This is a genomic window from Streptomyces sp. NPDC107454 (assembly GCF_055582885.1).
In genome coordinates this window covers 416,673-442,491 of record NZ_JBVJPA010000003.1, presented here as the reverse complement: position 1 = coordinate 442,491, position 25,819 = coordinate 416,673, and the positions used below count along the sequence as shown (strand labels likewise).

Here is a 25,819-nt window from a genome sequence, read left to right as displayed (position 1 = left end):
GGCCCCGGACATGCCGCGCACCTTCACACTCTTCACGGGCCAGTGGGCCGACCTCCCCCTCGAAGAGGTCTGCCGCCTCGCCCGTGACTTCGGCTACGACGGCCTCGAACTCGCCTGCTGGGGCGACCACTTCGAAGTCGACAAGGCGCTCGCGGACCCCTCCTACATCGACTCCCGGCACGCGCTCCTCGACAAGTACGGCCTCAAGTGCTGGGCGATCTCCAACCACCTGGTCGGCCAGGCCGTCTGCGACGCCATCATCGACGAGCGGCACCAGGCGATCCTGCCCGCCCGGATCTGGGGCGACGGCGAACCCGAGGGCGTACGGCAGCGGGCCGCCGCCGAGATCGCCGACACCGCGCGCGCAGCGGCGGCCTTCGGCGTCGACACCGTCGTCGGCTTCACCGGCTCGGCGATCTGGCACCTGGTCGCGATGTTCCCGCCCGCCCCCGAGTCGATGATCGCGCGCGGCTACGAGGACTTCGCGACGCGCTGGAACCCCATCCTGGACGTCTTCGACGCGCAGGGCGTGCGGTTCGCGCACGAGGTCCACCCGAGCGAGATCGCCTACGACTACTGGACAACACACCTCGCGCTCAAGGCAGTCGACCACCGACCGGCGTTCGGACTGAACTTCGACCCCTCGCACTTCGTCTGGCAGGACCTGGACCCGGTCGGCTTCCTCTACGACTTCCGCGACCGCATCTACCACGTCGACTGCAAGGAAGCCCGCAAGCGGCTCGACGGCCGAGGCGGCCGCCTCGGCTCGCACCTGCCCTGGGGTGATCCCCGGCGCGGCTGGGACTTCGTGTCGGCCGGGCACGGCGACGTCCCCTGGGAGGACGTCTTCCGCATGCTCCGCTCCATCGACTACACGGGCCCCATCTCGGTCGAGTGGGAGGACGCCGGCATGGACCGGCTCCAGGGCGCACCCGAGGCCCTGACCCGTCTCAAGGCGTACGACTTCGAGCCGCCGTCGGCATCCTTCGACGCGGCGTTCGGCGGCAACGACTGACTTCTCCTGTGTCTCCGGGGTGACGGCGCACCCCGGCGCAAGCACCCGCTCGTACAACCAGCCCCTTTCTGGAGGCATTCGTGCACGGGAAAGACCGCGCCACCCGCACCGACAGAACCGAGACCCACAGACGACACCCCGCATTGCGCCGAGCGCTCGCCCTACTGAGCGGCGCGCTGCTCGCGGCGGCCTCGCTCACCCTCAGCGCACCCCCGGCCGGCGCAGCCGTCGCCGACCCGGGGAACACGGCAGCGGCGGAGGACTTCCAGCAGGTCACCCTCGCCAAGGGCGAGCCCGAGGTCGGCGAGCCCATGTCGCTCGCCGTGCTCCCCGACCGCTCGGTCCTGCACACCTCGCGCGACGGCGAACTCCGCCTCACCGACGCGGCCGGAAACACCAAGCTCGCGGGCAAGCTCGACGTCTACACGCACGACGAGGAAGGCCTGCAAGGCGTGGGCATAGACCCGGGCTTCGCCGGCAACCGCTTCATCTACCTCTACTACGCGCCGCCCCTGAACACCCCGGCGGGCGACGCCCCCGAGACGGGCACGGCGGCCGACTTCGCCCCCTTCGACGGCGTCAACCGTCTCTCCCGCTTCGTCCTCAAGACGGACGGCACCCTCGACACCGCCAGCGAGAAGAAGATCCTCGACGTCCAGGCCACCCGCGGCATCTGCTGCCACGTCGGCGGCGACATCGACTTCGACGCGGCGGGGAACCTGTACCTGTCGACCGGAGACGACTCCAACCCCTTCCAGTCCGACGGCTTCACGCCCATCGACGAGCGCCCCGACCGCAACCCGGTCTTCGACGCCCAGCGCTCGGCCGGCAACACCAACGACCTGCGCGGCAAGATCCTGCGCATCAAGGTCAACGCGGACGGCTCGTACTCCATCCCCGACGGCAACCTCTTCCCGCCCGGCACGGACAAGACGCGCCCCGAGATCTACGCGATGGGCTTCCGCAACCCGTTCCGCTTCAGCGTTGACAAGGCGACGGGCATCGTCTACGTCGGTGACTACGGCCCCGACGCGGGCGCGGCCGACCCGGCACGCGGCCCCGGCGGCCAGGTCGAGTTCGCCCGCGTCACCGGCCCCGGCAACTTCGGCTGGCCGTACTGCACGGGCAAGAACGACGCCTACGTGGACTACGACTTCGCGACGAAGACCTCCGGCGCCGCCTTCGACTGCAACGCCCCGAAGAACACCTCCCCGCACAACACGGGACTGACGGACCTGCCCCCGGCCCAGCCGGCCTGGATCCCCTACGACGGCGCTTCCGTACCGGAGTTCGGCAGCGGCTCGGAGTCCCCGATGGGCGGCCCGGTCTACCACTACGACGCCTCGCTCGACTCGCCCGTGAAGTTCCCGCAGGCGTACGACGGGAACTTCTTCGCCGGAGAGTTCGGCCGCCGCTGGATCAAGCGGATCGCGAGCGATTCCGCCGGCACGGTGCAGTCCATCAACTCCGTCCCGTGGACCGGCACGCAGGTGATGGACATGGCGTTCGGACCGGACGGCGCCCTGTACGTCCTCGACTACGGAACCGCCTGGTTCGGCGGCGACGAGAACTCGGGCCTCTACCGCATCGAGAACGCCACCGACGGCCACTCGCCCGTCGCGCAGGCCGCGGCCGACCGCACCTCGGGACAGGCCGCGCTCAAGGTGAGCTTCTCCTCGGCCGGTTCGTCCGACGCGGACGGCGACGCCCTCACCTACAGCTGGGACTTCGGTGACGGGGGTACGTCGACGGCCGCGAACCCCTCCCACAAGTACAGGACGAACGGCACCTACACGGCGACCGTGACCGCCAAGGACGCGACCGGCCGCACCGGCAGCGCCAGCGTGCAGATCGTGGTCGGCAACACCGCACCCAAGGTCGTGATCGAACAACCGCGTGACGGTCAGTTGTTCAGCTTCGGCGACCCCGTACCGTTCAAGGTGAAGGTCACCGATCCCGAGGACGGCCGAGCGATCGACTGCGCCAAGGTGAAGGTCACCTTCATCCTCGGTCACGACAGCCACGGCCACCCGCTCACCTCGGCGAACGGCTGCTCCGGCACCCTCCAGACCAGCGCCGACGGCGGCCACGACCAGGACGCCAACATCTTCGGAGTCCTCGACGCCGAGTACACCGACGGCGGAGGCGGCGGCCAGGCCCCGCTGACCACCCACGACCAGAACGTGCTCCAGCCCAAGCACCGCCAGGCCGAGCACTACAGCAAGGCCTCCGGCATCACCGTCCAGACGAAGACCACCGCGCACGGCGGCAAGACCGTCGGTGACATCGACAACGGCGACTGGATCTCCTTCACGCCCTACTCCCTGAGCGACGCCCAGAAGATCACGGCACGCGTCGCCTCCGCCGGCGCGGGCGGCACCCTCGAGATCCGCGCGGGCTCCCCGACCGGCCGCATTCTGGGCCGGGCGACCGTACCGGTGACGGGCGGCTGGGACACCTTCCAGGACGTGAGCGCCGATCTCGCACACGCCCCGCGCGGCACCACCACGCTCTACCTCGTCTTCAAGGGAAGCGGCACCGGAGCGCTCTACGACGTGGACGACTTCACCTTCACGACGAGCTGACGGGGGGTGACGGTCATGCGCACATCGGCACGCCTGCTGACCGTGGGCGCCGCTGCCGCCCTGCTCCTCGGCTGCGTGTCGGGACCGGCGGCGTCGAAGGGCACGGACGGCCCCGACAGGAGCCGGGTGCTGGTCTTCTCGAAGACCGCGGGCTTCCGGCACGACTCGATCCCCGAGGGGATCGCGGCCGTACGGGAGCTCGGGGCCACGGGCGGCTTCGCCGTCGACGCCACGGAGGACGCGGGCGCCTTCACGCCACGCAACCTGGCACGGTACGACGCCGTCGTCTTCCTCTCGACGACCGGTGACGTCCTCGACACCCCCCAACAGGCCGCCTTCGAGCGGTACATCAAGCGGGGCGGCGGCTATGTGGGCATCCACGCGGCCGCCGACACCGAGTACGACTGGGCCTTCTACGGCGGCCTCGCGGGCGCGTACTTCCAGTCGCACCCCGCGATCCAGCCCGCGACGGTCACCGTCGAGGACCGCTCCCACCCGGCGACCTCGCAGCTCCCGAGATCCTGGGAGCGCACGGACGAGTGGTACAACTACCGCTCGAATCCGCGCGAGCGGGCCCACGTCCTCGCCTCGCTCGACGAGTCCTCGTACACCGGCGGCACGATGAGCGGCGACCATCCGATCGCCTGGTGCCAGGAGTACCGGGGCGGCCGCGCCTTCTACACCGGGGGCGGCCACACCAAGGAGTCCTACGCCGAACCCGCCTTCCGGCAGCACCTGCTGGGCGGCATCCGGTACGCCATCGGCGCCGCACAGGCCGACTGCCGCCCGGAGAACGGCTACCGGCCGCTCTTCGACGGCACGGCCGGATCGCTGGCGGCGTGGCGACAGGCGGGCCCGGGTTCGTTCTCGCTGAGCGACGACGGCACGCTGACGTCGCACGACGGCCTGGGGATGCTCTGGTACGCCGGTTCCGGCTTCGGCTCGTACTCGCTGAAGCTGGACTGGCGGGTGGCCGGGGACGACAACTCCGGAGTGTTCGTCGGTTTCCCGGAGTCCGACGACCCCTGGTCGGCCGTCAACAACGGCTACGAGATCCAGATCGACGCGACCGACGCCCCCGACCGCACCACCGGGGCCGTGTACAGCTTCCAGTCCGCCGACCTGAAGAAGCGCGACCGCGCGCTGAACCCGCCGGGGGAGTGGAACACGTACGAGATCCGCGTGGAGGGCGAGCACCTCCGCGTCTGGCTCAACGGCGTGAAGATCAACGATTTCACCAACACCGATCCGGTACGAAGCCTGCGCGACGGACACATCGGCCTCCAGAACCACGGAGCCGACGACCAGGTGTCCTTCCGTGACGTCCGGATCAAGGAACTGCCCACGAAGGGCGACTGACCGGCGGCGGGCGGGGGACGCCGGACCCCCGCCCGCCGTCTCGCCCACCTCACTTCCTTCTCTTCTCTCCTCCCCCTGTGTGGCTGACGTACGACAAGGAGGCTGCCCATGTCCCCCATGCCCGCGTCCCTTTCCGAACCTCGGGTGGGGGTGTGGCTGATCGGAGCCCGCGGCTCCGTCGCCACCACCGTCATCGCGGGCTGCGCGGCCCTCACCGCCGGCCTGCACCCCCCGACGGGCATGGTCACCGAGACATCCCTCTTCGCCGAGTGCGGCCTGCCCACTCTGTCCTCCCTCGTCTTCGGCGGCCACGACACCGTGGACTGCCCCCTGCCGAAACGGGCCGAGGCCCTGGCCGCCGGTGGCGTGCTCCCACCCGGCCTCCCCTCGGCGATCGCGGCCGAACTGGCGGCCGCCGACGCCGAGATCCGCCCCGGCGGCCCCGCCCCCGGCGACACACGGAACGACGCCGAGCTCGTGGACGCCTTCGCGGCCGATCTGCGCGACTTCGTACGACGACGGGGCCTGACCCGTGCGGTCGTGCTGAACGTGGCCTCCACCGAACCCGCGCCCGTGGGCTCCGCCCTGCCCCCGAGCTCGCTCTACGCGGCGGCAGCGCTGGCGGCCGGCTGCCCCTACGTGAACTTCACCCCGTCCACCGGCCTGCACCACCCGGCGCTGGCCTCGGCGGCACGCGCCTGCCGTCTCCCTTACGCCGGCCGCGACGGCAAGACGGGCCAGACCCTGCTGCGGTCGGTGCTCGGCCCGATGTTCGCGCAGCGTGCACTGGAGGTCCGTGCCTGGTCCGGCACCAACCTGCTCGGCGGCGGCGACGGCGCCTCCCTCGCCGACCCGGCCGCCGCCGCGGCCAAGAACGCCGGCAAGGAACGGGTCCTCGCGGACACCCTGGGCGGTGCCCCGCAGGGCGAGGTCCACATCGACGACGTCCCGGCCCTCGGCGACTGGAAGACCGCCTGGGACCACATCGCCTTCGACGGCTTCCTCGGCACCCGGATGATCCTGCAGACCACCTGGCAGGGCTGCGACTCCGCACTGGCGGCGCCCCTGATCCTCGACCTCGCACGCCTGGTGTCCCGCGCGCACGAGGCCGGTCTTTCCGGCCCCCTGAGCGAACTCGGCTTCTACTTCAAGGACCCGGTGGGCGACGGGCCCGCGGCGCTGGGTGAGCAGTACGCGGCCCTGGCGGGGCTCGCGGGGCGGCTCCGCGCACTCCCCGGGGAGACCCGATGACGCCGCGCCCGCCCACGCCGGACCGACCGACCACGACGAGCCCGCCGCAGCCCCTCACCCCGAGCCAGAGCCAGAGCCAGAGCCCGCGAGCGGGTACAACATCCGGTGCTGATGCCGGTGCCGGTGCCGGTGCCGGTGCCGGAGCCGGGGCAGGGGCAGGGGTCGGAGCCAGGGCCACGGCCAGGGCTTGGGCCGAACTCCTCCGTCTGCCCGCCCTGTTCACCGTCCCGGGCGACGCCCTCGCCGGCGCCGCCACCACGGGCACCCGCCCCAACCCCCACACCCTGCTCGCCGTCGCCTCCTCCCTCTGTCTGTACCAGGCGGGCATGGCCCTCAACGACTGGGCCGACCAGGCCGAGGACGCCCTCGAACGCCCACACCGCCCACTGCCCTCCGGACGCATCCGCCCGTCCGCGGCCCTCGCAGCCGCAGGCGCCCTCACGGCGGCGGGTTTGGCCCTGGCAGCACGCGCCGGACGCCCGGCCCTCGCCGTCGCGGCCCCCCTCGCGGCCACCGTCTGGGCGTACGACCTCGCACTCAAGCGAACCCCCGCCGGGCCGGCGGCGATGGCCACCGCGCGGGGCCTGGACCTGCTCCTCGGCGCGACGGCCACCGGCGGCAGCGCCCGCCCCGCCCTGCCCTCCGCCCTGACCCTGGCCACCCACACCCTCGCGCTGACCACGGTGTCCCGCGGAGAGACCCGGGGCGGTTCGCCACTCGCACCGCTCGCCGCGCTCACCACGACGGGCATGCTCGCCTGGACGTTGACGAGGCCCCCGGGAGCCCCCGGCACGGCCCCCTCCCGACACCCCGCTGCGGCCCCTTCCCGGCACCCCGCCGCGGACACCCTGCGCACCGTCCTCACCGCCGCCTTCGTCACCACCTCGGGCCGCCCCCTCCTCCACGCCGCCCTCAACCCCTCACCCCCGCTCACCCAGCGAGCCGTCGGCGGCGGAATCCGCGCGATGATCCCCCTCCAGGCCGCCCTCGCAGCGCGCTCCGGCGCCCTCGCCACCGCTCTCCTCACGGCCGCCCTCGCCCCGGCGGCCCGCAGATTCGCGAGGAAGGTGAGCGTCACATGACCCCGACACCCCACCGCACGAACCCCCGGCCCCACGCCACGAACGCCCACCCCCTCCGCTTCGGCTACGGCACCAACGGTCTCGCCGACCTCCGCCTCGACGACGCCCTCGCCCTTCTCGCGGACCTCGGCTACGACGGCCTCGGCCTGACCCTCGACCACATGCACCTGGACCCCCTGGCCCCGGACGTCGCCGCCCGCACCCGGAAGGTGGCCCGCAGGCTGGACACCCTCGGACTCGGCGTCACCGTCGAGACCGGCGCCCGCTATGTGCTCGACCCGCGCCGCAAGCACGGCCCCTCGCTCCTCGACCCGGACCCGGCCGACCGGGCCCGCCGCGTCGACCTCCTCATCCGCGCCGTCCGCATCGCCGCCGACCTCGGCGCCCACGCCGTCCACTGCTTCAGCGGAGTACTCCCGGCCGACCCGACCCACCAGGCCGACCCGGCCCATCCCGCCGCCACGGCCGGCACAGCCGAGGACACCGCCTGGAAGCGCCTCGCCGAAGCACTCACCCCCGTGCTGGACGCGGCCACCCACGCCGGCGTCCCGCTCGCCGTCGAACCCGAACCAGGTCATCTCCTCGCCACCCTCGCCGACTTCCACCACCTGCGCCGCCTCCTCGGCGACCCGCCCGCCCTCGGCCTCACCCTCGACATCGGCCACTGCCAGTGCCTGGAACCCCTGCCACCCGCCGACTGCGTCCGCGCCGCCGCCCCCTGGCTGCGGCACGTCCAGATCGAGGACATGCGCCGCGGCCACCACGAACACCTCCCTTTCGGGGACGGGGAGATCGACTTCCCGCCCGTACTCGAAGCCCTGGCCGCCACCGGCTACCAGGCGCTGACCGTCGTCGAACTGCCCCGCCACTCCCACGCGGGCCCCCACTTCGCCGCACAGTCCCTCCCGTTCCTCCACCGCGCGGCCCGGGCGATCCCCGACGGCGGCGCCGAAGGGAGCACCCCGTGAACCAGCACCCGCACGCACCCCACGGCAGCACGGCGAACCACCCGGCCGAACCCGCCCTCGCCGCCCTGCACGCCCGTCTGAACACCTCCCTGGCTCCGCCCGCCCGCGCCTGGCTGGACCAGGCTCTCGACGAGGCCGCCGACCACCCCGGCACCCATGGACCCATCTCCGTCTGGGAGTTGCGCATCGCCGAGGCGGGCCGTCGCTGCGGCCCGGAGCACGCCGACGCCGCCCGCGTGCTCCTCCTGTACGCCGCCCGCGCCGACCCGGACGCACTCGCCCGCGTCTACCGGCAGGGCACGGCCGCCGAACGCCGGGCCGTCCTGCACGCCCTGCCCCACCTCGTGCCCGGCCCCGACGCGCTGCCCCTCGTCGAGGACGCCCTGCGCACCAACGACACCCGGCTCGTCGCCGCCGCCCTCGGCCCGTACGCCGCCCGCCACCTGGACGCCCACACCTGGCGGCACGCGGTCCTCAAGTGCCTGTTCACCGGCGTACCCGTAGACGTCGTGGCCGACCTGGCGCCGCGCGCCCACGCGGACGCCGAACTCGCCCGGATGCTCGGCGACTACGCGCGGGAACGCACCGCCGCGGACCGTCCCGTCCCCGAGGACCTGCACCGCGTCCTGGCCCTGACCGAGCCCACCGCCGCCCCCGCAGGCCCGTGCGGTACCTCCCGCACATCCGGCAAGGAGTCCTGATGCGCATCTTCGACCCCCACATCCACATGACGTCACGGACCACCGACGACTACGAGGCGATGCGCACCGCCGGTGTCCGCGCCCTCGTCGAGCCCTCCTTCTGGCTCGGTCAGCCCCGCACCTCGGTCGCCTCCTTCCTCGACTACTTCGACTCCCTCCTCGGCTGGGAACCCTTCCGCGCCGCCCAGCACGGCATCGCCCACCACTGCGCGCTCGCCCTCAACCCCAAGGAGGCGAACGACCCCCGTTGCGTCCCCGTCCTCGACGAACTGCCCCGCTATCTCGTCAAGGACCAGGTCGTGGCCGTGGGCGAGATCGGCTACGACTCGATGACTCCCGCCGAGGACACCGCCCTCGCCGCCCAGCTGCAACTCGCCGCCGACCACGAGCTCCCCGCGCTCGTCCACACCCCGCACCGCGACAAGCAGGCCGGCCTGCGCCGCACCCTCGACGTCGTCCGGGAGTCCGCCCTGTCCCCGGACCGCGTCCTGGTCGACCACCTCAACGAGAACACCGTCAAGGAGGCCAAGGACAGCGGCTGCTGGCTGGGTTTCTCCGTCTATCCCGACACCAAGATGGACGAGGAACGCATGGTCGCCGTCCTGGCGGAGTACGGGCCGGAGCGGGTGCTCGTCAACTCGGCCGCGGACTGGGGCAGAAGCGACCCCCTCAAGACCCGCCGTGTCGCCGACGCCCTGCTGGCCGCCGGGTTCACCGAGGACGACGTCGACCGGGTGCTGTGGCGCAACCCCGTCGCCTTCTACGGCCTCAGCGGCCGGCTGAGCCTCGACGTCACCACCCCCGACGTCACCCACGAAGGCAACTCCATCCTGCGCGGCGGGGAGTGAGCGATGCGCTTCCGCCACCCCGACGGCTCCACCGTCCACCTCGCCTACTGCACCAACGTCCACCCGGCCGAGACCCTCGAAGGCGTCCTCGCCCAGCTCCGCGACCACTGCGAACCCGTCCGCCGCCGCCTCGGCCGCGACCGCCTGGGCATCGGCCTGTGGCTGGCCAGGGACGCCGCCCACGCCCTCGTCACCGACCCCTCCGCGCTGCGTGGCCTGCGCACCGAACTCGAACACCGCGGCCTCGAAGTCGTCACCCTCAACGGCTTCCCCTACGAAGGCTTCGGCGCCGAAGAGGTCAAGTACCGCGTCTACCAGCCGGACTGGGCCGACCCCGAACGCCTCGCCCACACCACCGACCTGGCCCGAGTCCTCGCCCAGCTCCTGCCCGACGACGTCACCGAAGGCAGCATCTCCACCCTGCCCCTCGCCTGGCGCACCGCATACGACCAGGAGCGGGCGACGGCGGCGCACACCGCACTGACCAGGCTCGCCGAACGCCTCGACGCCCTCCACGAACTCACCGGCCGCTCCCTGCGCATCGGCCTGGAACCGGAACCCGGCTGCACCGTCGAGACCACCCGTGACGCCCTCGCCCCGCTCACCGCGATCGGTCACGACCGCATCGGCATCTGCGTCGACACCTGCCATCTCGCCACCTCCTTCGAAGACCCGCACACCGCCCTGGACGCGCTCGCACAGGCCCGCGTCCCCATCGTCAAATCCCAGCTCTCAGCGGCCCTGCACGCCGAACACCCCCATCTCCCCGAAGTCCGCGCGGCCCTCGCCGCCTTCGACGAACCCCGCTTCCTGCACCAGACGCGCACCCTCACCGCCGCGGGCCTGCGCGGCACCGACGACCTCGGCGAGGCCCTCGCCGGTGACGCCCTGCCCGACGCCTCCCCGTGGCGCGCCCACTTCCACGTCCCGCTGCACGCGGCCCCCGCCGCACCCCTCACCTCCACACTTTCCGTCCTGCGGGCCGCACTGACCCGCCTCGTCGGCGGTCCGCACCCGCTCACCCACCACCTGGAGGTCGAGACCTACACCTGGCAGGCACTCCCGCCGGAGCTGCGCCCCCGTGCCCGCGCCCAGCTCGCCGACGGCATCGCCGCCGAACTCACCCTTGCCCGGGACCTGTTGACGGACCTCGGCCTGAAGGAGCTGCCGTGACCCCACCATCACAGGAGCCGGCCGGCCCCACTCCTCTCCTCGTCCTGGACGTCGTCGGCCTCACCCCCCGTCTCCTCGACCACATGCCTCACCTCAAGGCCCTCGGCCAGTCCGGCTTCCGCGCAGCGCTCGACACCGTCCTGCCCGCCGTCACCTGCGCCGCCCAGTCCACCTTCCTCACCGGCACCCACCCGTCCGAGCACGGCATCGTCGGCAACGGCTGGTACTTCCGCGAGCTCGGCGACGTATTGCTGTGGCGGCAGCACAACGGCCTGGTGTCCGGCGACAAGCTGTGGGACGCCGCCCGGCGCGCGCATCCCGGTTACACGGTCGCCAATATCTGCTGGTGGTACGCCATGGGCGCCGACACCGACATCACCGTCACTCCCCGTCCCGTCTACTACGCCGACGGCCGCAAGGAACCCGACTGCTACACCCGGCCCCCGGCCCTGCACGACGAACTCACCGAGAAATTCGGCACGTTCCCCCTGTTCCACTTCTGGGGTCCCGGCGCCGACCTCGTCTCCAGCCGCTGGATCATCGACGCGACCCGTCACATCAACCGCACCCGCCGGCCGGACCTGACCCTCTGCTATCTCCCTCACCTCGACTACGATCTCCAGCGCTTCGGCCCCGACGACCCGCGCTCGCTCCAGGCGGCCGCGGACCTCGACGCGGCCATGGCTCCCCTCCTCGACGACGCGAAGGCGGAAGGCCGCACCGTCGTCGCGCTCTCCGAGTACGGCATCACCCGCGCGGACCGCCCCGTCGACATCAACCGCGCCCTGCGCCGCGCCGGACTCCTCGAAGTGCACACGCAGGACGGCATGGAGTACCTCGATCCGATGGCCTCCCGAGCCTTCGCGGTCGCCGACCACCAGATCGCCCATGTCTACGTGCGCCGCCCTGAGGACCTGGAGGCCACCAAGGCAGCCCTCGCCGACCTGCCCGGCATCGAGCGGCTCCTCGACGACGAGGGCAAGAAGACCCACCACCTCGACCATCCGCGCTCCGGCGAACTCGTCGCCGTCGCGGAGCCGGACGCCTGGTTCACGTACTACTACTGGCTCGACGACGCCCGCGCGCCCGACTTCGCGCAGCTCGTCGAGATCCACCGCAAACCCGGCTACGACCCGGTCGAACTCTTCATGGATCCCCTCGACCCCTACGTCAAGGTGAAGGCGGCCACGGCACTGGCCCGCAAGAAGCTCGGACTGCGCTACCGCATGGCGGTCGTGCCGCTGGATCCCTCACCTATTCGCGGCAGCCACGGCCGCCTTCCCACGAGCGACGACGAAGGTCCGCTCCTCATCTGCTCCACCCCCCGCACCGCTCCCGGCCGCATCGCGGCCACCGAAGTGAAATCCCTGCTGCTCGACCTGGCCGGCCTCACCTGACGAGACCTGACAGGACGTGACGGGCAACTACGGAAAGTGAAGCACGCGCCACTGACAACGCGTCCGGCGAGCGCTTCGCACGCCTCTGACCTGCGCACGAGCAGCAGAACCAGCGGCACCCGTCAAAGCCGTACACCGATCCGAAAGAGAGAAACCGTGACCGCCTTCAACGACGAACCCGCGACCGGCGAAGCCCTGCGCCGCACTCTCGGCCTCAACCGCCGCCGTTTTCTGAGCACCTGCACCGCCGCCGCGACCGCGGCGATCGCGGCACCCGTCCTCGGTGCCTCGCCCGCCCTGGCCCAGTCCCGGGGCAGAGGCCACGACCACGGCGGTGACGTCCTCGTCCCCGCGAACAAGCGCGGCATCATCCTCTACACCGTCCGGGACGCCACGGGCCGCGACCCGCTCGCCACCGACCTGCCCTCCGGATTCCGCGAGGTCTTCAAGCAGCTCTCGCGCTTCGGCTACCGGCAGGTGGAGTTCGCCGGATACGGCCAGCACGCCAACGCTCCCGGCGGCGCGAGCCTGGAGTCCGTGCAGGGCGCCAAGCTGCTGCGTTCCTGGCTCGACGAGTACGGCCTGCGGGCGCAGGGCAACCACGGCTTCATACCCCCGTCCTGGCCCCTGACCACGGCAGACCTGGACACCTTCAAGAAGCACCTGGAGATCGCCAACATCCTCGGCATGGCGCACACGGGCACCGGTGGCGACCCCACCGGCAGCGCCTACCGCGCCGACTGGGACGTGGCCGCCGACAAGTGGAACGCGCTCGGCGAGATCGCCCGCCGAGAGGGCCTCAAGCTGTACACCCACAACCACGACGCGGCGTACGGCTTCCTGCTCGACGGGGGCCCGCTGGACTCCCAGGGCAACCCGACCCGCAGTTCCGGCATCCGCAAGCTGGAGTACTTCCTGAAGATCACCGACCCGAAGGTGGTCTGGCTGGAGATGGACATCTTCTGGGCGCACGTGGCCCAGTACAAGTTCCACACGTACACGGCCCACGACGGCTCCACCCGGGAGAAGGTGTTCGATCCCGCCGGGCTCGTCGTCCGCAACAACAAGCGCTACCCGCTCTTCCACGCCAAGGACGGCGTCGTCAACGCGACGAACGGCATGGGCTACGACATGGTGCCCTTCGGTACCGGCGTCATCGACTACACCACGTTCTTCTCGCGCGTCGGTGACCGGAACTACCACAACCCGATGGTCGAGCAGGACAACGCCCCGAGCGCCACGGATCCCGGACAGTCACTCACGCACGCGAAGATCGGCTACGACAACCTCGCGGCCCTCCGCAAGCGGCGCCACTAGCTCCGCGGCAGTGCACCGGGCGGCCCTCCCCACAACGCGCCACGTGGGGAGGGCCGCCCGATCCGTGCTCCGTGCCGGCAGGAGAACCTCTCAATCCGTCGGCAGAGGACCTCTCAGCTCGCGGGCTGCGGCTGCGGAGCGCGCACCTCGCTGTCGCGCCCCGGCTGCTTCAGCAGCAACGCGATCGCCGCCGCCAGCATCGAGATACCGCCGGCCAGTGCGTACGCGCCGTTGTAGCCCCAGGCCGCGACCACCATCGAGCCGAGGCCGCCGCCGAACAGACCGCTGATCAGCTTGCCGCTGTACACCAGGCCGTAGTTGGTGGCGTTGTAGTTCTCGCCGAAGTAGTCCGGGGTCAGGGCCGCGAACATCGGGTAGAACGCGCCGCCGCCGAACCCGGAGAGGAAGGCGAAGAACAGGAACAGCCACTCGCTCTTGATGTCACCGGCCCAGATCACGCCGAACTGCGCGAGACCCAGCACGACGATGACGAACACCAGGGTCAGCTTGCGGCCCCAGGTGTCGGACAGCCAGCCCACCACGGCCCGCCCGATGCCGTTGATGACGGCCATGATGCCCATGGAGGACGCCGCCACCAGCGGCCCGAAGCCCACCTCCTTGGCGAAGTCGACCTGGAAGGAGATCCCGAAGATCGACACGCCCGCGGTCATGACGAGTGTGATCCACATCAGGGGCAGCACACCCGTCCTGATGGCCTCCTTGGGTGTGTACTGCTTCACCGCGGGAGGGTTCTTGGCGAGGGCGGCGGAGGTCTTGCTGTTGCCGCCGTACGTCAGCGGGTCGATGTCCGAGGGCCACCAGTTCTTCGGCGGGTCCTTGAAGAAGAACGCGCAGGACAGCACGACGATCATCACGTAACAGCCGATGAGGTCCAGGACACGGTGGTAGTTCCCGGTGTCGAACGCGTAGTTGAAGATGAAGATGAACGGCAGGGAGCCGTACGCGAATCCGCCGTTGACGAATCCGGTCCGCGCGCCACGGCGCTCGGGGAACCACTTGCCGACCATGTTGATGCAGGTCGCGTACACCAGGCCGGAGCCGAGGCCGCCGATGACACCGAACCCCAGGATGGCCAGCAGCACGTTGCTCAGGTGCGAGAGGGCCAGGAAGCCGATCACACACATGATCGCGCCGATGTACATGGCCCTGCGGGCGGTGAGGATGCCCCGCTCCCGCAGCCAGCCCGCCGGGAAGGCTATGCCGGCCTGGAAGAAGACCCAGACGCTCAATATCCAGAAGGTGTTGCTCTGCGTCCAGCCGTGGGCGTGGGACAGAGTGTCCTCGGCCGAGCCGTACGCGTATTCGAAGACGCTGATGGCCATCATCGCGATCCACGGCAGATACACCATGAACTTGCGGGAGTGGCCGAGGATGTCGCGGTCCGTCTCACCGATCCGGTAGACACGGCCCCGGGCGTCGGTGACTTCGCGGTACGAGCGGTTCGAGGCGCCGGTGGTGGCCGACGCGCCCTGGGTGGCGATGGGTTCTGTCGTCATGTCACGCCATCTCCTCGCCGAGCGGTTGCGGGTTGGGGACGATGCCCCGGGCCTTCGGGCGGCCCGGTGATTTGAGGAACAGCGCCAGCACGGCGGAGGCGAGGCCGATGGAGCCCGCGAGCACGAAGGCCCCGTGGTAGTCCCACGCGCCGACGACGACCGCGCCCATGCCCGAGCCCACGAGGCCCGAGATCAGCTTCGAGCTGTAGACCATTCCGTAGTTGGACGCGTTGTTGTTCTCGCCGAAGTAGTCCGCCGTCATGGCCGCGAACAGCGGGAAGATCGCCCCGCCGCCGAATCCGGAGACCATGGAGCAGAACAGGAAGAACGGCATGCTGCCCATCTGGCCGGAGACCAGCACCCCGAACTGGGCGGAGCCCAGCACCAGACAGACGATGATCAGTGTGTTGCGGCGTCCGAAGCGGTCGGAGATCCAGCCGATCACGCCGCGGCCCGTGCCGTTGACGATCGCCTTCAGGGACATCGCGGTGGCCACGATCCCGCCCGCGAACCCCATGTCCTTGCCGAACGGCACCTGGAAGGCGATGCCGAAGATGTTGATCCCGGCGGTGCACAGCAGACAGAACCACATCATCCAGAGAACGGGCGTACGGGCGGCCTCCTTGGGGGTGTACTGCTTCACCGCCGGCGGGTTCTTCTCCAGCGCCCGGCGGATCCTCGGGTCGTCGGACACCTTCAGCGGGTCCACGTGCGGGGGCCACCAGCCCTTGGGCGGGTCCTTGAAGAACCAGCCCGCGAAGGCGACCACGGCACAGCAGACCAGGCCCACCGTCACCAGGACGCCCTGGTAGTTGCCGAGGTCCATGTACGAGGTGAACAGGAAGACGAAGGGCACGGAGCCGTAGGCGAAACCGCCGTTGACCAGGCCCGTCTTGCCGCCCTTGCGTTCCGGATACCACTTGCCGACCATGTTCACGCAGGTCGCGTAGACCAGGCCGGCGCCGATACCGCTGAACATGCCGAAGCCGATGTACGCGACGGTCACATGCGGCGCGAACGCGAGCGAGAGGTACCCCAGGACCGTGCCCAGCGCGCCGAGCATCATGGCGTACCGCGCGGGCAGCCGTCCGCTCTCGCGCAGTTGCCCGGCCGGGAAGGCGACGGCGGCCTGGAAGAATATCCAGACGCCCATCAGCCAGAAGATGTGCCCACTGCCCCAGAGATGGGCGTCGTGCAGGGTGTCCTCGGCGGAGGTGAACGCGTACTCCGAGGAGCTGATGCCCAGCATCCCCATCCAGGGGAAGAGCACCATGGTCCAGCGTGGTCGCCCCATGATGTCCCGATCGGTCTCACCGATGCGGTACAGGCGGCCGTTGCGATCCGTCACCTCCCTGTAGGGGACGGATGTCGATAGGTCGGTGGTTGTCATGTCGGTTCAGCACCCCTCGCGTCGAAAGATCTGGCCAGCGCCCCCTGTCCAAATGCCTTTCGTGTGCGCACGGGTCCCGGGGGCGGCCGACGCGCACCGTCGGCCGCCCCCGCCCTGGTTCACCTCATGAACCGCCCCCCAACAGGCCCGCCGCCCGCGCCCAGCGGTACTTCGCGCCGAGCACGGCCACCGGCTTCTCCGTCGTGTACGGGTACGCCACGACCCCCCGCTCGTACAGGAACTGGCAGGCCTCCTCGACCTCGACGTCACCCGCGAGCGACGCCACCACGGGCTTCTCGATGCCGCGCTCACGGAATTCGGCCACCACGCGCGCGGTGAGCTCGGCGAAGACCATGGGCGGGGTCACGATGGTGTGCCAGTAGCCGAGGACGAGCGCGTGGATGCGCGGGGCCTCCAGGCCCAGCCGGATCGTCGCCTCGTACGTCGACGGCGGCTCGCCCCCGGTGATGTCCACCGGGTTGCCCGCGGCCCCGAAGGGCGGGATGAACGCCCTGAAGGACGCGTCCAGGTCCGGCGGGATCTCCATCAGGGACAGACCGTTGTCCGTCACCGCGTCGGACAGGAGCACACCGCTGCCGCCCGCACCCGTGATGATGACGACGTTGCCGCCCTTGGGGGTGGGAAGTACGGGCAACGCGCGCGCGTACTCCAGCATTTCGTTCAGCCCGGGAGCCCGGATGACGCCGGCCTGCTTCAGGATGTCCTCGTACACGGCGTCGTCGCCCGCGAGCGCGCCCGTGTGCGAGCCGGCGGCCTTCGCCCCGGCGGCCGTACGCCCCGCCTTCAGGACGACGACCGGCTTCTTCGGGACCGTCGCGCGCGCCGCCTCCACGAAGGCGCGGCCGTCCTTCAGGTCCTCCAGGTGCATCGCGATGCACTGGGTGTGCGGGTCCTCACCGAACCAGGTGAGCAGGTCGTCCTCGTCCAGGTCCGACTTGTTGCCGAGCCCGACGATCGCGGAAACACCCGTCTTCGTAGTACGCGCGAAGCCCAGGATGGCCATTCCAATGCCACCGGACTGCGAGGTCAGCGCAACGCCGCCCTTCACGTCGTACGGTGTGCAGAACGTGGCACACAGGTCCTGCCACGTCGAGTAGTAGCCGTAGATGTTCGGCCCGAGCAGCCGGATCCCGTACCGCTCGGCGATGGCCACGATCTCGTCCTGGAGCTCGTGCTCGCCGGTCTCCGCGAACCCGGAGGGGATCAGTACGGCGTTGGGGATCCCCTTGCGTCCCACCTCCTCCAGGGCCGAGGCCACGAACTTGGCGGGGATCGCGAAGACCGCCACATCCACCTCACCGGGAACGTCGGTGACACTCTTGTACGCCTTGCGGCCCTGAATGTCATCGGCCTTGGGGTTCACCGGGTGGATCTCGCCGGAGAAGCCCCCGTCGACGAGGTTGCGCATGACCGAATTGCCGATCTTGCCCTGCTCGTTCGAGGCACCGATCACGGCCACGGACGAGGGCTCCATCAGCCGCCGCATCGACGTGAGGATCTCCTCGCGCGTGTACTTGCGCCGCTCCTTGGGGACCGAGTCCGCGAGGATGACCCGGATGTCCGCGGCGACCGCGCCCTCCGCAGTGGCGATCACCGGGTTGAGGTCCACCTCGGCGATCTCGGGGAAGTCCGCGACGAGTTCGGAGACCCGGCGGATCTGCTCCGCGATCGCCCACCGGTCCACCGGCGGCGCGCCACGCACCCCGCGCAGGATCTCGGCCGCCCTGATCGAGTCCAGCATCGACAGCGCCTCGTCGGCGTCCACGGGGGCGAGCCGGAAGGTGACGTCCTTCAGGACCTCCACCAGCACCCCACCGAGCCCGAAGGCGACGACCTTCCCGAAGGTCGGGTCGGTCACCGCCCCGACGATGACCTCCTGCCCCTGGGGGAGCAGTTCCTGGACCTGGACGCCCTCGATGCGGGCCCGCGGGTCGTAGGCCCGCGCGTTCTCGACGATCTTGTGGAAGGCGGCGCGCACGTCCGCCGCACCCTCCACACCCACGATCACGCCGCCGGCGTCGGTCTTGTGCAGGATGTCCGGCGAGACGATCTTCATCACCACGGGTCCGCCGAAGCGCGCCGCGTACGCCACCGCCTCGTCGACGTCCGTCGCCAGTTCCTCGCCGGGGACGGCGATCGCGTACGCGTCGGCGATGACCTTTCCCTCGGGCGCGGTGAGCGCGCTGCGACCCTCGGCCCGCACGGCGTCGAGGAGCGTGCGCACCCTCACCATCCGGTCTTCGGCCATCACTCAGATCACTCCGTTCGACTTGAGCAGGCGAAGTTCCTCGTCGCCGAGGCCGAGCTCGCCGATGTAGACCTCTTCGTTGTGCTCGCCGAGCAGCGGCGAACTGGTCACGTCCACGGGGGAGTCGGAGAGCTTCAGCGGGCTGCCCACGGTCACGAACTCGCCCCGCTCGGGGTGCGGCACCGACACGACCATCTCGTTGGCGGCCAGCGACTCGTCCTCGATGATCTCCTTGGTGGACAGGATCGGGCCGCACGGGATGTTGTGGGCGTTGAGCTTCTCCAGCACGTCCCACTTGGGGAGGGTGGCCGACCACTCCTCGATGAGCTGGAACATCTTGGTGAGCTGCGGCAGCCGGGCCTCCGGGGTCGCCCACTCGGGATCGTCCGCCAGCTCCGGCCGTCCGATGAGCTCGGTGATCGGCTTCCAGCCGACGGGCTGCACGATGACGTACACGTAGTCGTTGGGGCCGCCCGGAGCGCACTTGACCGCCCAGCCCGGCTGGCCGCCGCCGGACGCGTTGCCGGAGCGGGGAACCTCGACGCCGAAGTCGTCGTTGGGATATTCAGCGAGCGGGCCATGTGTCAGTCGCTGCTGATCGCGCAACTTCACCCGGCAGAGGTTGAGCACGGCATGCTGCATGGCCACGTTGACCCGCTGCCCGCGCCCGGTGTTCTCCCGCTGGTACAGCGCCGCGAGAATCCCCGCCACGGCGTGCACGCCCGTGCCCGAGTCACCGATCTGGGCCCCCGTCGCCAGCGGCGGCCCGTCCTCGAAACCAGTGGTCGACATCGACCCGCCCATGGCCTGCGCGACGACCTCGTACGCCTTGAAGTTGGTGTACGGGCCCTCCCCGAACCCCTTGATGGAGGCGTAGACGATCCGCGGATTGATCTCCTGGATGCGGTCCCAGGTGAACCCCATGCGGTCGACCGCGCCCGGTCCGAAGTTCTCGACCATGACGTCGGAGCGCCGGATCAGTTCGGTGAGGATCTCCTTGCCGCGCTCGGTCTTGGTGTTGAGGGTGATGCTCCGCTTGTTGCAGTTGAGCATCGTGAAGTAGAGGGAGTCGACGTCGGGGAGGTCGCGCAGTTGCTTGCGCGTGATGTCACCGGTCGGCGCCTCCAGCTTGACGACGTCCGCACCCAGCCAGGCCAGCAGCTGCGTGGCGGACGGACCTGACTGGACGTGCGTCATGTCGAGGACACGGACGCCTTCGAGAGCCTTGGTCGACGTTCCGGTGATCGGGGTGATCGGGGTCATCGGGGGCACCTCACTTGTACATCGTCTGGTTCATGGTTCCGGGGGCGTACGCGTCCGGGTCGACCCAGACGTTGATCAGCGACGGCTTGCCCGACTCCCGGGCGCGCCGGAGCGCCGGGCCGATGTCGGCGGGGTCGCGGACCTCCTCGCCGTGACCGCCCAGCATCTGCGCGAACTTGTCGTAGTGGACGTCGCCGAGGGTGTTGCCGACCCGCTCGCGCTCCGGGCCGTACTTCTGGGCCTGGCCGTAACGGATCTGGTTCATGGAGGAGTTGTTGCCGACGATGCCGACGAAGGGGAGGTTGTAGCGGACGAGGGTCTCGAAGTCCCAGCCGGTGAGCGAGAAGGCGCCGTCCCCGAAGAGGGCGACGACCTCCTTGTCGGGCCGTGCCTGCTTGGCCGCGAGCACGAACGGGACGCCGACGCCGAGCGTCCCGAGCGGGCCCGGGTCCATCCAGTGCCCGGGTGACTTGGGCTGGACGACCTGCCCGGAGAAGGTGACGATGTCGCCGCCGTCCCCGATGTAGATCGAGTCCTCGGTGAGGAAGTCGTTGATCTCGCTGACCAGGCGGTACGGGTGGATCGGTGAGGCGTCCGACCTCAGGCTGGGCAGCCGCTTCTCGATGGCCGTCTGTTCGGCGGCCCGTAGCTCGTCCAGCCACTCCTTGCGCTTCGACGCGCCGCCGTTGAGGCGCCCGGAGGCCGCCTCGGTGACCGACTTCAGGATCAGACCCGCGTCGCCGACGATGCCGAGGTCGATGTCCCGGTTCTTGCCGACGGTCCGGTAGTCGAGGTCGATCTGCACGACGGTCGCGTCCGGGGAGAGCCGCTTGCCGTAGCCCATGCGGAAGTCGAAGGGCGTACCCACGATGACGATGACATCGGCGTTGGAGAAGGCGTACCGGCGCGAGAGCTGGAAGTGGTGCGGATCCCCGGGCGGCAGCGTGCCGCGCCCCGCGCCGTTCATGTAGGCCGGGATGTTGAGGGTGCGGACGAGTTCGATGGCGGACGCGGTGCCGCGTGTCGTCCATACCTGGCTGCCCAGCAGGATCGCCGGCTTCTCGGCGTGGACGAGGAGGTCGGCGAGCCTCTCGATGGCCTCGGGGTCACCGGCCGAGCGGGTCGAGGCCCGGTAGTGGCCGGCGGCCGGGATCCGGGCCTTCTCCACCGGCACCCTGGCGTCCAGGACATCGCGCGGGATCTCCAGGAAGGAGGGGCCGGGCGCGCCGTGGAAGCACTCCCGGAACGCCATCGACACCATGTCGGCGGCGCGCGCCGTGTCCGGCACCGTCGCCGCGAACTTGGTGATCGGCGTCATCATGTCGACGTGCGGCAGGTCCTGCAGCGACCCCATCTTGTGCTGGGTGTGCGCCCCCTGGCCGCCGATGAGCAGCATCGGGGACTCGGCACGGAAGGCGTTCGCGACGCCGGTCACGGCGTCGGTCGTACCGGGACCCGCCGTGACGACGGCGCATCCGGGCTTGCCGGTGATGCGTGCGTAGCCGTCGGCGGCGTGGGCGGCGACCTGCTCGTGACGGACGTCGACGACCTCTATGCCTTCGTCGACGCAGCCGTCGTAGATGTCGATGATGTGGCCGCCGCACAGGGTGTAGATGACCTCCACACCTTCTGCTTTGAGTGCCTTGGCGACCAGATGCCCACCGGAGATGGAGTCCTGGCTGATGTCGTCGGGCATGGCGAAGTCCTGTCCCTTCGTAGGGGGTTGGAACGCTCTCGCGGTACATTGCATACAGTCGACGAATACTGTATGAAGCTTGTTATCCCGCATCCGGTGGGTGGTGTCCAGGGGGCGTGCGGCACTTTCAGTCAGGAGCCGGTGATGGACCTGTACGAGCACCAGGCAAGGGAACTCTTCGAGGAACACGGCATCTTGGTGCCGAGGGCCGAGGTCACGGACTCGCCCAAGGAAGCACGCGCGATCGCCCGTCGGCTCGGCGGCCGAGTCGTCGTGAAAGCCCAGGTGAAGACCGGTGGACGCGGCAAGGCGGGCGGCGTCAAACTCGCAGCCGACCCGGCCGCCGCCGAGCTCACGGCACGTCAGATTCTCGGTATGGACATCAAGGGCCACACGGTCGGCAAGGTGATGCTGGCCCAACCGGTGGACATCGAGAGCGAGTTCTACGTCGGATACGTCCTCGACCGCGCCGCCGGACGCTTCCTCGCGATCGCGTCGGCCGAGGGCGGCATGGACATCGAGGAGGTGGCCGCGAGCCGCCCGGAGGCGGTGGCGCGTGTTCTCGTCGACCCGGCCGTGGGTGTCACCTCGGCGAAGGCGACCGAGATCGCCGAGGCCGCGGGGCTGCCCCCGGAGACCGTCGACGTGCTCGTACGCCTCTGGGAGGTGCTGACCCGCGAGGACGCCGTGCTCGTCGAGGTGAACCCCCTCGTACGCACCGCCCGGGGACAGATCCTCGCCCTGGACGGCAAGGTCACCCTCGACGACAACGCCCGCTTCCGCCAGACGCGTTGGGGTGAGCAGGAGGCCGCGCACGACGACCCCCTGGAGGCGGCGGCCGCGGCCAAGGGCCTCAACTACGTCAAACTGGACGGCGAGGTCGGCATCATCGGCAACGGCGCGGGCCTCGTCATGTCGACGCTCGACGTGGTCGCGGGCTGCGGTGCCCGCCCCGCGAACTTCCTCGACATCGGCGGCGGGGCCTCCGCCCAGATCATGGCCGACGGCCTCTCCGTGATCCTCTCCGACCCGGCCGTGAAATCGGTCTTCGTCAACGTCTTCGGCGGCATCACGGCCTGCGACGCGGTCGCCGACGGCATCGTGCGGGCGCTGGAGGCCGTGCGGTTGACCAAACCCCTGGTGGTCCGCCTCGACGGCAACAACGCCGTCCGTGGCCGCGCCATCCTCGAGGGCCGCGCGCACCCCCTGGTCCAGCAGGCCACCACCATGGACGACGCCGCACACCGCGCGGCCCGGCTCGCCACCACCGGCTGAAGGAGGAACAGGACATGGCCATCTTTCTCACCAAGGAGAGCAAGGTTCTCGTCCAGGGCATGACCGGCGGCGAGGGCATGAAGCACACCCGGCGGATGCTCGCCGCCGGCACGAACGTCGTCGGCGGGGTCAACCCGCGCAAGGCGGGCCGGACCGTCGACTTCGACGACCGGGCGGTGCCCGTCTTCGGCTCGGTGCGCGAGGGGATGGCGGCGACCGGCGCCGATGTCACCGTCGTGTTCGTACCGCCCGCGTTCGCCAAGGCCGCGGTGACCGAGGCCGCCGACGCGGGCATCGGGCTCGCCGTCGTCATCACCGAGGGCATCCCCGTCCACGACTCCGTCGCCTTCCACGCGTACGCCGCCACGAAGGGCACCCGCGTCATCGGCCCCAACTGCCCGGGCCTGATCACTCCGGGGCAGTCGAACGCGGGCATCATCCCCGCCGACATCACCAAGCCGGGGCGCATCGGCCTGGTGTCCAAGTCGGGCACGCTGACGTACCAACTCATGTACGAACTCCGCGACATCGGTTTCTCGACATGCGTGGGCATCGGCGGCGACCCCGTGGTCGGCACCACCCACATCGACTGCCTGGCCGCCTTCCAGGACGATCCGGACACCGAACTCGTCGTCCTCATCGGCGAGATCGGCGGCGACGCCGAGGAGCGGGCCGCCGCGTACGTCCGCGACCACGTCACCAAGCCCGTCGTCGCCTACATCGCCGGCTTCACCGCGCCCGAGGGCAGGACGATGGGCCACGCGGGCGCGATCGTCTCCGGCTCGGCAGGCACCGCACAGGCCAAGAGGGAGGCCCTCGAGGCGGCCGGAGTACGGGTGGGCGGCACACCGACCGAGACGGCCCGGCTGGTGCTGACCCGATGGGTGTCGGAGCGTGTCGCCGCACAGGGGTGAGATGAGACGTCACTCATAGTTGATGTGAGGTGACTGTCACGAGCGGAGCCTCCTCAGTACCTTCCTCCGTACGTACGCGACCACCCTGCGCGTACGAACCCTTCCCTCCGTGCGGACGCGACCACCGTCCTCCTCCGCACGGATGCGACCACTCCTCGTCCGGGCCCGTGCACCATGCAGCTCGGCAGGAGCCAGGCACCTCCCGCCCCCGACTGTGCACCGAGAGCGGAGACATCCGAATGGCATCCACCCTCAACACCCCCCTCGTCCTCAAGTCCGGTACGTCCTGGGCCGACGCCTGGCAGCGCTGCCTCGCCGTCGCCCCCGAGGCGTTCCAGGAGGACCGCGTCCTCAATCTGTGGGACGCCTCCTGGCGGGCGGACGGCCGGGCACTGCCCGCCACCAGCCCGGTCGACGGAAGCCCCATCGCGGGCCCGCCCCGGCTGAACGCCGCAACCGCCCACCAGGCCGTACGGGCCTCACTCGACCAGCACCGGGCCTGGCGCCATGTCCCTCTCGCCGAACGACGGGCGCGCGTCGCGGCCACCCTCGACGCCCTGACCGAGCACCGCGAACTGCTCGCCCTCCTCCTCGTCTGGGAGATCGGCAAGCCCTGGCGACTCGCGCAGGCCGACGTGGACCGGGCGATCGACGGCGTGCGCTGGTACGTCGACGGCATCGAGCCCATGGTGGACGGCCGGGCTCCGCTCGAGGGACCGGTGTCCAACATCGCGAGCTGGAACTACCCGATGAGCGTGCTCGTTCACGCAATGCTGGTACAGGCATTGGCAGGGAACGCGGTCATCGCCAAGACCCCGACCGACGGCGGCGTCGCCTGCCTCACCCTGGCCGGCGCGCTCGCCGCACGCGAAGGGATCCCCGTCACCCTGGTCAGCGGCAGCGGAGGCGAGCTGTCGGAGGCGCTGGTCCGCGCGCCCGAGATCGGCTGCGTCTCCTTCGTCGGCGGCCGTGACACGGGCGCCGCGGTGGCCACCGCCGTCGCCGACCTGGGCAAGCGGCATGTACTCGAACAGGAGGGACTCAACACCTGGGGCATCTGGAACCACACGGACTGGGACGCGCTGACGGCCGTCATCCCCAAGCTCTTCGACTACGGCAAGCAGCGCTGCACCGCCTACCCGCGCTTCGTCGTCCAGCGCTCGCTGTTCGACGAGTTCCTCGCCGCCTACCTCCCCGCCGTCCGCACCCTGCGGGTCGGTCACCCGCTGGCCGTCGAGCATCCCGAAGACCCCTGTCCCGCCCTGGACTTCGGGCCCGTCATCAACGCGGCCAAGGCGAAGGAGCTGCACGACCAGGTGGCCGAGGCCATCGACCGCGGCGCCGTCCCGCTGCACCGCGGCAAGTTGACCGACGCACGCTTCCTGCCCGGCCAGGACACGGCGGCGTACGTCCAGCCGGTCACGCTCCTGAACCCGCCGCCGTCCTCACCGCTGCACCACGCGGAGCCCTTCGGTCCGGTCGACACCATCGTCCTGGTCGACACCGAGGCGGAGCTGCTCGCCGCGATGAACGCGTCGAACGGCGCGCTCGTCGCCACGCTGTCCACGGACGACGAGGCGACGTACGCGCGACTGGCCCCGCAGATCCGCGCGTTCAAGGTCGGCCGCGGCAAGCCCCGCTCCCGCGGCGACCGTGACGAGCTCTTCGGCGGCCTCGGCGCGTCCTGGCGCGGCGCCTTCGTCGGCGGCGAGCTGCTCGTGCGCGCCGTCACGCAGGGGCCGGCGGGGGAGCGGCTGCCGGGCAACTTCCCGGAGTACCAGCTCGTTCCGTGAGGTGAG

Annotated in this window: 19 protein-coding genes; 14 read left to right on the top strand and 5 right to left on the bottom strand. The window is 70.5% G+C overall.

Going from position 1 to position 25,819, the window contains the following annotated elements; genetic code table 11:
* The first annotated feature begins 10 nt into the window (after positions 1-10).
* The 11 genes from ACZ69M_RS09555 (at position 11) to ACZ69M_RS09505 (ending at position 13,696) form a co-directional block, all read left to right on the top strand.
* Positions 11-1,015, top strand: a complete 1,005-nt coding sequence (locus tag ACZ69M_RS09555; RefSeq protein WP_470048196.1) for a sugar phosphate isomerase/epimerase family protein — start codon at positions 11-13, stop codon at positions 1,013-1,015.
* A gap of 80 nt (positions 1,016-1,095) precedes the next feature.
* Positions 1,096-3,600, top strand: a complete 2,505-nt coding sequence (locus ACZ69M_RS09550) for a carbohydrate-binding protein (protein ID WP_470048194.1) — start codon at positions 1,096-1,098, stop codon at positions 3,598-3,600.
* A gap of 15 nt (positions 3,601-3,615) precedes the next feature.
* Complete coding sequence (locus tag ACZ69M_RS09545) at positions 3,616-4,959, top strand: ThuA domain-containing protein (protein ID WP_470048192.1); 1,344 nt, start codon at positions 3,616-3,618, stop codon at positions 4,957-4,959.
* A 117-nt stretch (positions 4,960-5,076) separates the two neighbouring features.
* On the top strand, positions 5,077-6,210 hold the full coding sequence (locus ACZ69M_RS09540; protein ID WP_470048393.1) for an inositol-3-phosphate synthase: 1,134 nt from the start codon (positions 5,077-5,079) through the stop codon (positions 6,208-6,210).
* Positions 6,207-7,292, top strand: coding sequence for an SCO3242 family prenyltransferase (locus ACZ69M_RS09535; protein WP_470048190.1), 1,086 nt, complete (start codon positions 6,207-6,209; stop codon positions 7,290-7,292). Before ACZ69M_RS09540 ends, ACZ69M_RS09535 begins: the two co-directional genes overlap by 4 nt.
* Positions 7,289-8,260 carry a sugar phosphate isomerase/epimerase family protein gene (locus ACZ69M_RS09530; protein ID WP_470048188.1) on the top strand — a complete coding sequence of 324 codons (972 nt, stop codon included), beginning with the start codon at positions 7,289-7,291 and terminating at the stop codon, positions 8,258-8,260. The genes ACZ69M_RS09535 and ACZ69M_RS09530 overlap by 4 nt, the downstream gene beginning before the upstream one ends.
* Complete coding sequence (locus ACZ69M_RS09525; protein WP_470048186.1) at positions 8,257-8,961, top strand: EboA domain-containing protein; 705 nt, start codon at positions 8,257-8,259, stop codon at positions 8,959-8,961. Before ACZ69M_RS09530 ends, ACZ69M_RS09525 begins: the two co-directional genes overlap by 4 nt.
* Positions 8,961-9,809 (top strand): TatD family hydrolase, encoded by an 849-nt coding sequence (locus ACZ69M_RS09520; protein ID WP_470048184.1) that lies wholly within the window; start codon positions 8,961-8,963, stop codon positions 9,807-9,809. Before ACZ69M_RS09525 ends, ACZ69M_RS09520 begins: the two co-directional genes overlap by 1 nt.
* A gap of 3 nt (positions 9,810-9,812) precedes the next feature.
* Positions 9,813-10,982 (top strand): metabolite traffic protein EboE, encoded by a 1,170-nt coding sequence (eboE, locus tag ACZ69M_RS09515; protein ID WP_470048182.1) that lies wholly within the window; start codon positions 9,813-9,815, stop codon positions 10,980-10,982.
* Complete coding sequence (locus ACZ69M_RS09510; RefSeq protein WP_470048180.1) at positions 10,979-12,379, top strand: nucleotide pyrophosphatase/phosphodiesterase family protein; 1,401 nt, start codon at positions 10,979-10,981, stop codon at positions 12,377-12,379. The genes eboE and ACZ69M_RS09510 overlap by 4 nt, the downstream gene beginning before the upstream one ends.
* Before the next feature lie 156 nt (positions 12,380-12,535).
* On the top strand, positions 12,536-13,696 hold the full coding sequence (locus tag ACZ69M_RS09505; protein ID WP_470048178.1) for a sugar phosphate isomerase/epimerase family protein: 1,161 nt from the start codon (positions 12,536-12,538) through the stop codon (positions 13,694-13,696).
* A gap of 113 nt (positions 13,697-13,809) precedes the next feature.
* On the opposite strand, the gene ACZ69M_RS09500 is transcribed toward ACZ69M_RS09505, so the two are convergent.
* The 5 genes from ACZ69M_RS09500 to ACZ69M_RS09480 all read right to left on the bottom strand — a co-directional run bounded on the left by ACZ69M_RS09500 (position 13,810) and on the right by ACZ69M_RS09480 (position 21,831).
* The gene (locus ACZ69M_RS09500; protein WP_470048176.1) at positions 13,810-15,213 is read right to left on the bottom strand and encodes an OFA family MFS transporter; all 1,404 of its coding nucleotides are present in this window, start codon (positions 15,211-15,213) and stop codon (positions 13,810-13,812) included.
* Between the two features lies 1 nt (position 15,214).
* Positions 15,215-16,603 carry an OFA family MFS transporter gene (locus ACZ69M_RS09495; protein ID WP_470048174.1) on the bottom strand — a complete coding sequence of 463 codons (1,389 nt, stop codon included), beginning with the start codon at positions 16,601-16,603 and terminating at the stop codon, positions 15,215-15,217.
* A gap of 124 nt (positions 16,604-16,727) precedes the next feature.
* A complete protein-coding gene (locus ACZ69M_RS09490) occupies positions 16,728-18,872 on the bottom strand; it encodes an acetate--CoA ligase family protein (RefSeq protein WP_470048172.1) in 2,145 nt (714 codons plus the stop codon).
* 3 nt (positions 18,873-18,875) lie between these two features.
* Positions 18,876-20,135 (bottom strand): formyl-CoA transferase, encoded by a 1,260-nt coding sequence (frc, locus tag ACZ69M_RS09485; RefSeq protein WP_470048170.1) that lies wholly within the window; start codon positions 20,133-20,135, stop codon positions 18,876-18,878.
* 10 nt (positions 20,136-20,145) lie between these two features.
* A complete protein-coding gene (locus tag ACZ69M_RS09480) occupies positions 20,146-21,831 on the bottom strand; it encodes a thiamine pyrophosphate-binding protein (protein WP_470048168.1) in 1,686 nt (561 codons plus the stop codon).
* 144 nt (positions 21,832-21,975) lie between these two features.
* On the opposite strand from ACZ69M_RS09480, the gene sucC reads away from it, so the two are divergent.
* From sucC to ACZ69M_RS09465, 3 genes are all read left to right on the top strand, one after another.
* The gene (gene sucC / locus ACZ69M_RS09475) at positions 21,976-23,106 is read left to right on the top strand and encodes an ADP-forming succinate--CoA ligase subunit beta (protein ID WP_470048166.1); all 1,131 of its coding nucleotides are present in this window, start codon (positions 21,976-21,978) and stop codon (positions 23,104-23,106) included.
* Between the two features lie 14 nt (positions 23,107-23,120).
* Complete coding sequence (gene sucD, locus ACZ69M_RS09470; RefSeq protein ID WP_470048164.1) at positions 23,121-24,020, top strand: succinate--CoA ligase subunit alpha; 900 nt, start codon at positions 23,121-23,123, stop codon at positions 24,018-24,020.
* Between the two features lie 239 nt (positions 24,021-24,259).
* On the top strand, positions 24,260-25,813 hold the full coding sequence (locus ACZ69M_RS09465; protein WP_470048162.1) for an aldehyde dehydrogenase family protein: 1,554 nt from the start codon (positions 24,260-24,262) through the stop codon (positions 25,811-25,813).
* The last annotated feature ends 6 nt before the right edge of the window (positions 25,814-25,819 follow it).